Origin of the sequence: Flavobacterium psychrolimnae (assembly GCF_003312425.1) — a bacterium.
In the GTDB taxonomy this organism is placed as follows: Bacteria; Bacteroidota; Bacteroidia; order Flavobacteriales; family Flavobacteriaceae; genus Flavobacterium; species Flavobacterium psychrolimnae.
In genome coordinates this window covers 24403-38931 of record NZ_QNUX01000014.1, presented here as the reverse complement: position 1 = coordinate 38931, position 14529 = coordinate 24403, and the positions used below count along the sequence as shown (strand labels likewise).

Sequence of the window (14529 nt, the reverse complement as noted above, 5' to 3'; positions counted from 1 at the left end):
CACCTTATGGCTAGTGAATCTTTAAAAAAACTGACAAGAATTTATTAATCCATTTTATTACTCGGTTGCTGAAATCCACTGATTCTCTTTTCCCCACTTTTCATTTGGTAATGCTCCCGTTTCAATGACTAGGGTTCCACCATTGCTGATTTCTTCCTGCGTCAACCAATTTCTATTTAAAGACTGACCGTTTAATTGAACCGATTGAACATAGAAATGTTCTTTATTGTAATTGCTCACTCGAATATGAAATGATTTTCCGTTTTCCCAATTTAATTGTACAGACTCAAAGACCGGAGCTGTCAAATAGTAAATCGGGCTTCCTATGTTTGCCGGAGACAGCCCTATACTTCGAAGTACAAACCAAGAGGACATGGTTCCAGCATCATCATCCATAGTGCGGACATAAGCTTGAGACTCATTTTTATAGATCCTTCCAATATAGGAATCTATGCCTTTGCTATTGTCATTAAAATAAGTCTGAACCACGGTGTCCAACATAATATTCCGAAATAATTTTTGTGATTTCCAAGGTTGGGAACTTGCATTATATAATCCGGGAACTTGTAAATCCGGCTGATTCGCATGGTTGTAATTGTCCTCGGCAAAAAATTGATCCAATTGTTTTAAAAAAGAAACTTCTCCGCCTGTTAATTTTTTCAGTCCTAATACATCAAAAGGAACAAACCAGCGATATTGCCAAACCGTACCCTGATACATCCCGCGAGCGGGCATTTTATCAATATCTTTTTGGGATAAATCGGCAAAATCTTTTTCCCAATAGCGCTTATAGTCTTTTGCTTTATTCAAATATTTGGTACTCAATACAGAGTCTTTGGTAATTTTCAGTATTTCCGAAAGTGCCCAACTGTCATACGAAGACTCCAAAGCCTTATCAGGTGAGGTGTATTCCAGTCGGTCCACTTCTGCTATTAAGGAATCTTTGATGGTATTAAAATCTACAGGATATCCTTTTTTATAGCCGTCCAATAAAACGACAATCGCATGTTCCGTTCGCACAGTGGGTGAGGATTCGTATTTTGTGGCCCAATTATTTTTCCCATAAGGATATAAATTAGCAATAGATTTTACAATGGGACCAAAACGCTCCGGATAAGCCAGCGAAAGCATGGGTAATTGCTCGCGATAATTATCCCAAATGGCCCAACCGTTGTATATAGGACTTGTAGCTTTTTGAATGGAACCATCAATAGCTTTGTAAGTTCCATCAGTTTCCGAAACTAAAAACGGAGCTTGTAATCCTCGATATAAGAGCGAATAGAATAAATCTTCCCGATCTTTTTCGCCATTAACTTCAATTCTGTTCAAATGGTGATTCCATGCTGCAGTGGTTTGCACAGACAAGTCGTTTATGGATATCGTTTCTATTTTTGCTTTGGCTAAATCCGTACTCACGGAAGAAAAACCAACACGAACTTCCATTTCAGTTGCATCTTCAATGGCTGCAATACGATACTGATGATCTGCAGTTTTTGTTATTGTTGCTAAATTAGAGAATTCCAACTCATAATAAATACGGTATACTCCCTTATCACAAGTAGTTTGGGTATCAATCCAACCGCTGATGCTTTTGGTGCCAATTTCGTGCGCTTCGGCAACAAATCGATTGACGAAAGCGTGGGATAAATCAATATGAAGGCCTGCTCCTTTTCTTGGAAATTTGTACTGATGAATGCCAAAATTATGTTTGACACTCATTTGAGCCTGAATTCCATTTTCGAATGCAACCTGATAAAAACCTGGGCTAGCTGATTCTTGTTTTTTGAGCAATAGCGTTTCGGCATCGCTGTCCAAAATAGGTTTGATCAACAGATTGCCTCCACTTCCCATACAGCCCACTCCTTCAATACGGCTGTGGGTAAACCCCAGGAATTTCTTTGCCAGATACTCGTAACCCGAATGAATGTGAGGATAAGTTTGTGGCCCAATACTCATCATATTGAAGGGTGAAGATGCAGATGGGGACATTTGGCCATGATCGCCAGAAGTACCCAAAAAGACATTCACTTTTTCCACTGCCGACCTTTCATTGGCAACATTATTTTTTAAAGTCTGGCAGGCTGCAGCTAAGATTGCAAGTCCCAAAATAAATATTTTTTTCATGGTACACATTTACGGATCTAAGGGATCAATTGGATTTTGATGCAAGGAATTCACATTGGGAAGGAATTCTAATGCTGTCGAATTTAGTCTTTTTAAAATAATTGCTGGCAAATAACCCAATTCCTCCATACAACGCGCATTAAAATTTGGATTTCCTACATAGTCGCTATGGCTCACATTCGTAACGACTATACTTTTTTTGTCAAGTGGCATTTTATACTCAATCATCAATCTGGTTGCATTGCGCAAATTGGTTGTGGTATGCCGGGCAAAAGGATCAATCAGGATATTTTCTTCAGGAATATTGTAGATGTTCATTAATTCTTTTTTCATTTCAATAGCCTCACAATACGCCGCTCTAAAAGGATGGGCATGACCTCCAGAAACAATAATTAACGGGGCTTTCTTAGCTTCATATTCCAATACTCCCAATTGTAAGTTTAATTTTCCAATAGCGGACAATCGGTCTTGATAATTTTCCGGACCGTTACCCAAAATTAGAATAGACGCATACTCAAAAGCATTAAAATTGATTTTTTTTATAAGGGCAATTGCTTTTTTATTCTCCTTTTCCTCCAAAGGTTCATAGCGAGCCACCTCATCGCGATGGTTCATGTACAAAAGCGATAAACTGAAATCCAGGCTTTCCTGAAAAAACAACGCATTTATTTTAGGCTTTTTATTATGTAAAAAATCTGACCACATAAAAACAGAACCTTTATAAAACTGAGACTGAACATCATAAGAAACAGAATCTATTGTTGCATATTGGGCCCTTTCGCCAAGACCATAAACCTTCATAATGCGATTCATTCCTTGAGCACAAAGTTGCCATGCTTTTACGAGCAATTCGGTATCGGTACTGTTTTTAAAATTCTCGTATTTTCCAGACGGACGCAAATTGTTTTTTACAAAATTTTGCAACTCCTTTTTATCTTTCATCAAAATCCGAAGTTCCTCTTCAATACTAACGAGTTCATTTTCCTTAAATTGATACCCATTAACCAAGCAGGAAAGACTGTCTTTGCAAGACTTTAGTTTGGAACCAATCTCTTGTTGCTGATTCTTAAAAATGGTTTTGAAAACAACATTGTTCTCCATTAATTCAGTGACGGCTTTTTCATTTTGAATAGCCGTCAACAAATAAAAATTCTTGTCCTGAATCAACGAACCTGATTTAGAAGAGGAATAATCCAGTTCAAACCCATTCCCTTTTTGGCTATAGCTTGAAACAAATACAAGCGCAATTAGTATGTAAATTATTCTTTTCATCTTTTTTTAATAAAAAATTGGGCAACCATTTCGATTGCCCAATTTAGTTTAATTTCTAAAAGCCACTGTTTTGGGTTACTGTACCCGCCGGCAAAGCGTCAATATAACGTTGTGGTATTGGAAAATATTCGTTTTTGCCTTTGGTAAATACGGCATTGGTTAAGTGGGTTCTTCTCGTTTTTTCTGTGTTGAGATAGGTATTGATGACTGTATCTGCTTCTCCCCATCGAACTAAATTAAAGAAACGGTGACCTTCCATAGCCAATTCCAGACGGGTTTCTAAATGCACCGCTGCTTTTGCAGCAGTTTTATCAGTCCAAATAGCAGTATATGGTTTAATATTGTAATTCGCTGCATTTGCGCTTCCATCTAGCGTTTTTACATAAAGAGAGTTTGCGGCACGGTTCCTAATTTGGTTCACTAACGTTCGAGCTTCATCAATTTTTCCAATTTCGACTGCTGCTTCTGCTCTCCATAAAACAACCTCAGCATATCGAATAATATAATAATTTAGAGCATTTACATACGGCCAAACGGTAACATGGAAAGCAGATTTAGCGGAAACAATTCGCTTTTTAGGAGCAAAGGCGCCATAAGTTGCCAAATCTCGCGCCCAGCTGTCTTGGTATAAAATACCTAAATCTTTATAAGGAATTCCGGGACGGCCTATCGTGATATCAATACGTGGATCTACATTATCACTGGATACAACATTGATGTTATTTTCTAACGGCAAACCGTTAGCGTCAGTTTTAAAGGCATTTACAAGATTCTGTGTCGGACGATGGAAACCATATTGAGAATAAAATGGGCCTCCAGGTGCTGACAAACGATCTCCTATACTACCGTTGTAGGAACTAGGTTGGCCATCTTTTACAGATAGTTGTATTGCAAAAATCACTTCCTTATTGTTGTCATTTTCCGGTAAAAATATTTGTTGAAAATCAGCCAATAAGCCATAATTACTATTCATTATTTCAGTCGTAGCATCATAAGCCAATTGCCATTTGTTTTGAAAAACATAACATTTAGCCAAATAGGATTTAGCTGCAATCTTGGTTGGTCGTCCTAATTCTGATTGTGTAGCCGGCAAATCAGCATACGCCAATTGAAAATCAGCTTCGATTTTTGTCCACAATTCGTCTGAGCTTAAAGTCGTATTTGATTTAGCATAATCAGCCACTGTAGCTGCCGTTTCATCAATATACGGAATACGATTGTATATCTTTTTCAACTCAAAATAAAAATGACCTCTCAAAAATCGTAATTCTGCCATTCGTTTGGATTTTAAACTGGCTTCAAAATCTGCAGAGGCATTTAATAATCGCATAGCTTCATTTGCACGTTTCACGCCTTCATAAAGTGCCACCCATTTGCGTTCTATATCAAGCGTCGTTGAGTTCGCATTGTAAATTTCCATTTGGTGAATGTTGTTCTGATCTCCAGTTCCGCCTCCGCCTTTGTAACTATCGTCCGAGGTGACATCTCCAAAACTCCAATTCGAACTTGGAGAATTAAGAGCGTTTGTGGCTCCGTCAATTTGTCCGTTTAAAACGCTGTAAGCGGATATAATGGCGCGTTCTACATTAGCTGGCTTTGTCATCTCAGATGGATCCACCTCGCCATAGGTAACCTCCTCTAGAAATGTATCAGAACATGAACTTATTTGAAGTCCTAAAGCTAAAAAAGCTACTATTTTTATTGTGTTTTTTATTCGCATCATTTTTAAATTTAAAAGTTTAAATTACAACCAAAAGTAAATGTTCGTGAAGTGGGATAAATTCCTCTATCGATACCTATGTCAAGATTTCGGTTGCTTGAAGTGTAACTCTGTAATCCTATTTGGGGTGTTAAACCACTATATTTAGTAATAGTAAATACATTACTCGCTTGTCCATACAAACGCAATTTCATTCCAGCGAGAATATCTGGATTAAAAGTATACCCCAACTGTAAATTATTTAATTTAAAATAAGAACCATCTTCAACATAATAGGATGAAGGTCGGATATTATTATTTCTATCATCTAAGGACAATCTTGGAATAGAAGAATTAGGATTATCAACCGTCCAAGCACCTAATAATGTACTGTCTTTATTGTAAGCCGCTTGATTGAAGAAATTAGTTTTGTATTTTGTCAGATTGTAAATATCGTTTCCAAAACTTCCATTAAAAAACATTCCCATATCAAACTGTTTGTATTTCAAATTGATATTAAAACCTAACATAACATCTGGATGCGGAGAACCTATAAAGGTTCTGTCACTACTATTGATTACTCCGTCACCGTTAATGTCTTTAAATTTGAGATCTCCAGCTTGCGCACTGGGCTGCATTCCATAATCCGTAACTTCTTGTTGACTTCGAAACAGACCTTCCGAAACAAATCCATAAAAAGATCCAATAGGCTGTCCAACGGCACTTCTGGATATTTCCTGACCAAAATTGACAGTATGCAAGGACGAACTAGGAATTCCTAAATAAGCCACACTATTCAAAGCAGTCAATTCATTTTTGTATCCCGTCAAATTTAAAGCAAGATCATAAGAGAAATCACTGATTTTATCGGCATAATTTAAATCCAATTCAAATCCACGGTTTTTCATTTGTCCGTCATTAATCCACTGTCCGTCATTTGTACCTCCATAGGTTAATGGAATAACATTATAGACCAGAATATCATTGGTCTCTTTGTTGTAATATTCTGCCGTTACATTCAATTTATTATTGAAAAAACCAAGATCCAAGCCAATTGTTTGCTGAGTAGTAGTCTCCCAAGATAAATTTGCATTCGAAACTCGCGTTTGTGTTAATCCTGTTGAAATCACATTCTGACCTCCAATGGCATAATCAGAGTAATTATTGTTGTTGGAATAACTATCAACTGTAGAATACGAAGGTAATTGTTGGTTTCCTGTTTGTCCCCAACTGGCACGAAGTAAAAAGGAAGTAAACGTATTTCCAAAATCAAAAAATTCTTCCTTATCTACTCTCCATCCTGCAGAAACTGCTGGAAAAGTGCCCCAGTTATTATTGGCTAATCTTGAAGTTCCATCTCTTCTCACCGTAGCACTTAGAATATATTTCTGATTGAAATTGTAATTTACTCTACCAAAATAGGAGTTTAAAGCCCATTCATTTGCAGTCCCCGTGTTTAATTGATTTTCAGTTCCGTAACTTAAATATCTGAAATTGGGATCTTCATAAAGGAAATTTTGACGAGAAGCACCAAAACCTTCGTAATAATATTTAATGGCTTCTTGTCCTAAAAGCAGATCCAGATTGTGTTGACCTAATTGCTTTTGATAATTTAAAGTATTAGAGATCGTAAGCTGATAATTAAAATTGTTGCTAGTAGTTAACGCATTTTTTACGTTTTGCGAAAGAATCTCATTATAAACAGGTGAGAAATCTCTGAAATTAAAACTTTGAAAGTCCAATCCTAAAGAAGTTTTAAAAGTAAAATCACTAATTTTTGCACTGGCAAATACATTTCCTAAAGCCTGAATCCGTTTTTGTATATTGTCTTTGGCACGCGTTAAACTTCCTAATGGATTCGAAATATCATTGATTGGGTTTCCCGCAAAATTTCCGTTTATATCATACACCGGAACAATCGAAGGAAATTGTAGGGCATTGTAAACAATACTTCCCAGAGAGCTATTAGTTCCAGTTGCAACTTGCTCCGAATAAGAAGCCGTAAAGTTTTCGCCAATAGTCAGAAAATCTTTTATCTTGTAACTAGAATTAAATCGTGCCGAATAACGCTCAAATCCAGTGTGTTTTATAATTCCTTCCTGATTAAAATAGCCAAGTGTAAAAGCATGTTGACTATTTTCATCTCCTTTTGACAAGGACAAATTATAAGAATGAACCGCTGCAGGTCGCATAATTTCATCAATCCATTTTACATCACCACTAGGAATTGTATTGCCAGCATTAAGAAACGCAGGAATTGTAGGGGAATCGGGGTTATTGCCATAAATACCACTCGATGGAACTTTACCATCATTCTTTGTGGCTTGCCAAAGTAAATCTCCATATTGCTGTGCATTCAACATTGTAGGTAAATTAAAGGCTGATTGAACACCGGAATACCCATCAAATTGCATTTCAGTTTTACCACTTTTGCCTCCTTTTTTAGTAGTTATAACAACAACTCCATTTGCGGCTCGTGAACCATAAATTGAAGACGAAGCAGCATCCTTTAACACTTGAAGAGTTTCTATGTCAGATGGATTGATCCCATTTAAACCATTCGACGCAGGAACTCCATCAATAATCACTAACGGATCATTGTTGTTAATTGTACTAAAACCGCGTACACGAATTGAAGATCCACCTCCCGGGCTGTTATCACTCATGATTTGAACCCCTGGCAAACGACCTTCCAGCATTTCGGTCACATTTGCTTTAGGTTGTGACACAATCTCTTTCATTTTTACCGACGATACAGAACCGGTAACATTTCGTCTTTGCTCAGTTCCATAACCCACAACTACAACTTCGTCTAATTGAGAAGCGGATTCAGAAAGCATTACTTTAATTTCAGTCTGGTTTTCAATGTTGATTATTTTAGTCTCAAATCCGATATAACTCACTGATAAAACCATTGTATTTTCAGGAACATTAATCGTAAATTTTCCTTCAAAATCAGTTGTTGCAGCTATCGTGGTACCTGCTACAAAAACGGAAGCCCCAGGAATAGGCAAATTAGATTCGTCTAAAACTACACCAGTGATTTTTCGATTTTGTTGATCCTTTTTAACACCGCTTTTTGTAGTAACCCCAATCAGTTCTTTTACTAAAACTCCATTTTTAGTAATCTTAAAATCAAGACTCACTTTAGTTTTCAAAACGGCTAGTACTTGATTTAACTCTTGGTTATTTATTGTAATAGAAATTTTCTTTTGAAGAAAATTTTGGTCCGACCTATAGATAAATTTGCTGTTTATTTGTCGTTCTATAAACGTAAAGGTTTGCTTAATGGAAACGTCTTTTAGGTTTAAATTGATTTTCTCTTTTTTAGCAACATTTACTTCAACAGCAGTCATTTTTGAAGGATTCGAATACGATATCCCATTACCTAACAGGAGCAAGAGGGACGCCGTTAACATGATTTTTTGTTTCATTTTATGTGTGTTTATTTATTGATTGTTTTAACAAACTAAAGCTGATTTTAAAAAAGTTGATTTTTTCTACAACTATTTAAATAGAGTTAAGAACTCCTTCTTTTTTATAGGATTCCAGAGCTTTACTAATATACTTGAGTGCGAGTGCTATGTGGTTTTCCACTGTTTTAGGTGTGACGTTTAAAATTTCTGCAATTTCTTTGTATTTTAATCCGTCAATTCTGCTGAGTTCAAAAGCTTGACGTGATTTTTTAGGAATAATATCTAATATTTCACGGATCAAATTGGTTTTCATTTCTTTTTGTTCATTTTCAATAATTTCTTGTTCTCGACTCGGCGAAAACATAAAATTTATAGGTTTAGTTTCATCAATTTGTTGGTAAAACTGTTCTGATTTACGTGCTGTTTTTAAACTGTTTTTCACTATTACATAGATATAAGATTTAGGGTTTTTAATTTTATCAAGAATATTTCTATTGGTCCACAACTGAATAAAAATATCAGCCACTTTTTCTTCGACAAGACAAGAGTTCGATTCATAACTCATTCCAAAACGACACAAAGGCGTATAATACCTATTAAAGAAAAGTTCCATTGCCTCGTATTGTCCATTTCGAATTTGCTGAAATAAATAATCGTCTGAAAAACAATCACTACTGCCCATTTTTGTTTGGTTAATTTTCATGATACTTGGTTATTTCGATGTTATTTAGAATGGTTTTTCTTATACTTACATCTGAAATAAACTCTAAAGAAGTTATAAATTCATCAATTGTCTGGCTTTTAAAAGCACCTTTTATACGCTGATTAGCAATGGCAGAATCCTTGATAATAAAATTCACTCCATAAAATTGATTAATCTTTGGAAGTACATCTTGAAATTTCTCATCATCTAAAAGGAGAATATTATCTTTCCATGCAGATACCTTATTCACATCAAAATTTCGCTTGATCACTAAATTGGTTTTAGAATTCCATACTAACTCTTCATTTGGCACCAGATTTATTTCATCCTTACTCTCTTTAAGCAATACATTTACTTTTCCTTTTGCTAAAGAAACAGTTTGATTGATAGTAGTACTATTAACATTAAATTCTGTTCCTAATACCTTTACATCAAAATCATTAGTCTGGACAACAAAAGGAGAATTGATATTTTTCGTAACTTTAAAAAAAGCTTCTCCTTTCAACCAAATACTTCTTTGTTCTCCAAAATCACTTGAATATTTAACTTCGCTGCCCGCATTTAAAGTAACAGTACTACTATCCGGTAAAATGAAAGTAAGCCGCTGTCCTTTTGGTGCAATTCTATGATTGGTGTATTCAGATTGTGTGTTTCCGATGAAATAAAAACCTAAACAAAAAACCACTAGGAATGCTGTAGAAAGAACTGCCTTTCTTTTTATGGAAAATTTTACAGATTTAACTCTCTCTGATTTCCTCGATCTAGCAAGAATTTCTTCAAAACAAATAGTTTGATTTGGTAATTCATTATTGGGATAACTAATCCAAATTTTTTGAAAATTTTCAAAAGCAGCAAATAAATTATCGTCTAAAGACAATTCGATTTCAAATACAGATCGTTCTGCTTTTGTCATTTCATTGGCAAGGTACCTCACACATTTTTTTTCCTTCTGACTTACATTAGACATAAAAATTCTCTTTACTAATAGGAGTCAAAATAATAGAAATACCCCTAGTTTTCAATACCATCAAATCGACACGATATTGTTATAGAATTGTTAATAGACATTTTTATGGAAATTGAATATGCTAAGTTGAAGTGGATCTAGGGTTAAGAATAAACTTAATGGGATAGTTAGTTTGAATCAACAAATGATAACATTCTCAAAAGCTTCAAATCATCTAAAAAGTGGTTCGAAAATTGTTTCGGAAGGGTCACTTTTAAAGCCTTTTTTAACACTTAACAAAGGTATTAGCATACCAACTTGAAAAATTGAAGATTAAAACCTTTTTTTTTCGAAATTATTAGAACTAAAAAGAATAAATTCAGATCAATATTAAATCTGTGAAGTGATAAAATTAAGTAGTAAAAAAAGGAGATTTATATTTCTAGTAATTGTTTATTTGTTTCCAAATTTTTTGGAAAAAATTATCTTTATACAGAAGTATGTTAGTTCGAGAAGGATTTACACGATTGGTAAGAATAATCAAAAACTTATTGTTATTGGAATCCAAAAAGAAAAAAGTCCCTGTATAACCCGTATGCCCAAAATCACTTTTTTTATAAAAGGCATCAGGTTTTCGTTTATCAAAACCAAGCCCACGATAAATTCCTTTTTTGGCAAGGGGTGATTTTGTAAACGCTGCAACAACCTTTGCTTTTAGAATTTGTTTTCCCTGATACTTCCCATTGTTTAGTAACAACTGACAAATTACCGAGATGGATGCTGCGTTAGCAAATAAGCCAGCGTTTCCAGAAACTCCTCCTAAAATGGCAGCAGCCTCATCGTGTACAAATCCCTTAATGGTATCTTTTCTAAAAAAATTGTCAATTTCGGTGGGTATTACATTTTCCTCAGAAGTCCATTTCAACGGATTGTATCCAATTTTTGAAATGCCTAATTCGCTATAAATTTCTTTCGCCAGTTGATCCAGTGTTATACCAGTTTTTGCCTCCATCATTTGTTGTACAAGAATCAAATTCAAATCACTATACAAGTAGTTGCCACGAGGATTGGTATTAGCCAAAGCTACTCTTCCATAAACCGTTTTATAAAACTCAGGATTTAACCACATATTTTTATAAATCTGAACATAATTCTCCTTTGGTTCAAAAACAAGGTATTTTGTATCGTAAACAATGTTTTTATTTACATACATAACATCAAATGAATTAGGATAACCAGCCGATTGTTGATTGCTTAACAAAGGTGACCCATCGGTTGTAGACAGCAAGCTTTGATAAAAAGAAATCCCAGATTTTAGTCCACTAGTATGGGTTAGTAATTCAAAAAGGGTTAAATCGGCAATAGCCGTATTTTTGTAAACAGCGACTACCTCTCCTAATTTATCTTTCAAATTTATTTTATCCTCGGCAACCAAACGCATTGCTACAAGGGTGGCTCCTAAAACTTTAGACATAGAAGCCAAATCATATACATTATCTGTTTTTACTAATTGCTTTTTTGAGGTGTCATGATAGCCATAATTTTTTAATATAAAAACAGAATCTTTACTCCCCACTACAATCTGAGCTCCCGGAAAAAATCCTTTTTCCAGCGCATTATTCATCATTGAATCGATGTAAACTTCCTTTTCTTTTGTATCGAAATATTTGTTTTTATTCTTTAGGGAGCGACAACCGATTCCCAAAGAAATCAAAAAAACAAGTGTGAGTCTAACTGTTATCTTTTTCATTATTTTTTAAGGATTAATTCTCAAATCCTGGGCAGCCATAAGAGATTCGTTGTTTGTCCCTGTGATCATGATCCTAACTGCCTTTACTGGTTGTTTTGGATAAATTGATGCATTTCCGTAATCAAAAACATCTCCTTTTTCAAAATCTAAACCGTTATATGAATATTCAACATGACCATCATTAACAATAAATCTTGGGTGGTACGGAATTCCAGTTAACACATCAATTTTAGAAGAAGCAACAGGTTTTGTGAAAGTGTATAAAATCCAGTCACCACTTACACATGGAACATCGGTACGCAAATAAGTCTCTATGTTATAATCCTCTAATCTTGAAAGTGGAAATTTAGGATTTTCAGCCATTGAGGAAGTAACTTTTACCTCTGGTTCCTGATACGGTGAACAATTGAAATTTACCGTAGCAGAAGACTCCTTTGCTACTTTATTATCAATAATAAAATCCAAACGATAGTTATTTGTTTCGTTGTAATTTTCAATCAAAAACCGCAGGCGTGGTTTTGATTTCACTGTTTTTTCTTCTGGATATGTTTGTATCAATTTATCATTTTCAAAAAGTGAAACTGTTCTAACGATCCCACTAGTGGCTGCGTCAGTTGTAGGATTAAAAGTTAGGTACCAAATCCCATTTTTATCAACATTTTCGGAAATATTCTCCGAAATAGTCAAAGTTTCAACTTGAGATGTATTCCAGCTTGCAACTGGTAGTTTCTCTACTTTTACAGCAGGACTTGCTGAATCTTCATTAAAAAAAGTACGAAACCTGTATTTCTCGTAACTCTTTGTTTGAATTGGGTTTGTATATAACGGTGAAAGTATTGTAGGTTCGTTTCCTCCCGCATCATAGCGTACAACAGCCCTTTCATAAGGCTGTGTCACAGTAATGATCCCGCTTTTATAAGTTGCGGAAGGTGGAAAATCCCTAAAAGCAATTCCCATATTAACCAAACGTTGTAAATGACTATTTGTTAATCTTCCATAAAAATCTTCCCAGTTTTTATCTTCTTTTTTAGACCAAGCAATTTCTGATAAAGCACTAATTCTTGGATAACTCTGGTATTCCATAAATCGTGTCGGACGGTCTAGATACTCACTCCACAAAGCACCTTGAACTCCTTTTATCAATTTTTGCTGCTCGGATGTTAAATCGTTTTCAGGAATGGGTTCAAACGAGTAGACTCTTTTTGTATCTATAATGGCAGCCCAGCGGTGACCACGTTCATTTTCAGATTGGGCCATGTCAAAATATGTGTATTGTCCCGGAATCATGACTGTTGGATGTCCTTTTTTAGCAGATTCTATTCCGTAACTCACGCCTTGCCATGCAAAAACTTGTGTATTCGGATTCATTTCTCCACCTTTAAGAATTTCGTTCCAACCCGCTGTTTTTCTTTTGTATTTTTCTACAATTTTTTCAACACGCTTAAAGAAATAATTCTGAAGTTGAAAAGTATCTGTATATCCTTCTTTTCCCATCAAAGCTTTACATTTTTCACATTGTTCCCAATTAGCTCTGTTAACCTCGTCTCCTGCAACATGGATGTATTCAAAAGGAAACATTTCCGTAAATTCTCTAATAATAGAATCTAAAATTTGATAGTTTTCTTCACGACCTACACACCATACATTTTTCACTTCTCCTTGAACACTTTTTGTTTCCTGAGTTGTAACACAACCAATTTCTGGATAAGCGGCCGTTACTGCACGAGAATGTCCCGGGATTTCAATTTCGGGCATAATAGAAACTCCACGATCTGAGGCATAGGCCACCACTTCTTTGATGTCGTCTTGAGTATAATAACCACCATACCGCTTATTTCCGGAACCGTATGATGGTAACAATACTTCTCCTGTGCCTCTCCAAGCTCCTTTTAGAGTCAAATCTGGCATTGATTTGATTTCAGCCCTCCAACCATTATCATCTGTAAGATGCCAATGAAAAATATTCATTTTATGTGCTGCCAGCCAGTCAATATAATTTTTGACCGTTTGTTTATCAAAAAACTGTCTTGAAACGTCAAGCATCATTCCACGCCATTCAAAACGAGGATAATCCTCTATTTTTACGACTGGAATTGTTCCTTTTTGCACCCCTTTTGCGGAGCAGATTTGTAATAAGGTTTGAAAACCATTCAGAACTCCGTTTGGAGATTTCCCTTTTAGACGAACTCCTTTTTTAGTTACGATCAATTCATAACCATCATTTGGAATATCTATTTTTTCATCTACCCCAAATACTATTGCATTTTTTTTATGCTTGTTTCCAATAGAGACTATCGGAACAATACCTGTATTTTTTAAAAAATTGCTTACTATATAATCGGTACTTTTCTGTAATTTTTTATCAACAATAATTTGCACCGATGGAGGAATTACAAACACTTCTTCTTTTTGTTCTATTTTTACGGGCTTTGGAATTATATCCAGTTTCTGAGCTTGTAACGCATTCAAGGAACTCAAGAAAACTGCAAGTAGTAGCATACTTTTTTTCATCTTTTTAACTTTATTATTTTGTTATAAATTCTACTGCGATGCTTTCGGTTTGTGTTTGACTCAAAGCTGTAATGTCATAAATGCTATTTTTAAATTTGCCTGTAAAAG

General features: G+C 35.2%; 8 protein-coding genes. All 8 read right to left on the bottom strand.

All coding sequences use genetic code 11. From position 1 onward, the window contains the following. Window positions 1-57: 57 nt before the first annotated feature. Window positions 58-2124, bottom strand: coding sequence for a glycoside hydrolase domain-containing protein (locus tag DR980_RS13735; protein WP_113637257.1), 2067 nt, complete (start codon window positions 2122-2124; stop codon window positions 58-60). A gap of 9 nt (window positions 2125-2133) precedes the next feature. Beyond that, window positions 2134-3396, bottom strand: a complete 1263-nt coding sequence (locus DR980_RS13730; protein WP_113637122.1) for a YdcF family protein — start codon at window positions 3394-3396, stop codon at window positions 2134-2136. A gap of 55 nt (window positions 3397-3451) precedes the next feature. Next, window positions 3452-5116 (bottom strand): RagB/SusD family nutrient uptake outer membrane protein, encoded by a 1665-nt coding sequence (locus DR980_RS13725; RefSeq protein ID WP_113637255.1) that lies wholly within the window; start codon window positions 5114-5116, stop codon window positions 3452-3454. 11 nt (window positions 5117-5127) lie between these two features. After that, a complete protein-coding gene (locus DR980_RS13720) occupies window positions 5128-8529 on the bottom strand; it encodes a SusC/RagA family TonB-linked outer membrane protein (RefSeq protein WP_113637120.1) in 3402 nt (1133 codons plus the stop codon). A gap of 76 nt (window positions 8530-8605) precedes the next feature. Further along, window positions 8606-9214, bottom strand: coding sequence for a sigma-70 family RNA polymerase sigma factor (locus tag DR980_RS13715; protein WP_113637118.1), 609 nt, complete (start codon window positions 9212-9214; stop codon window positions 8606-8608). Further along, window positions 9204-10127 (bottom strand): FecR family protein, encoded by a 924-nt coding sequence (locus tag DR980_RS13710; protein ID WP_167400568.1) that lies wholly within the window; start codon window positions 10125-10127, stop codon window positions 9204-9206. The genes DR980_RS13715 and DR980_RS13710 overlap by 11 nt, the downstream gene beginning before the upstream one ends. A 475-nt stretch (window positions 10128-10602) precedes the next feature. Beyond that, window positions 10603-11910 (bottom strand): serine hydrolase domain-containing protein, encoded by a 1308-nt coding sequence (locus tag DR980_RS13705; protein ID WP_113637113.1) that lies wholly within the window; start codon window positions 11908-11910, stop codon window positions 10603-10605. A gap of 6 nt (window positions 11911-11916) precedes the next feature. Beyond that, on the bottom strand, window positions 11917-14421 hold the full coding sequence (locus DR980_RS13700; RefSeq protein WP_113637111.1) for a beta-N-acetylhexosaminidase: 2505 nt from the start codon (window positions 14419-14421) through the stop codon (window positions 11917-11919). Window positions 14422-14529: the final 108 nt, after the last annotated feature.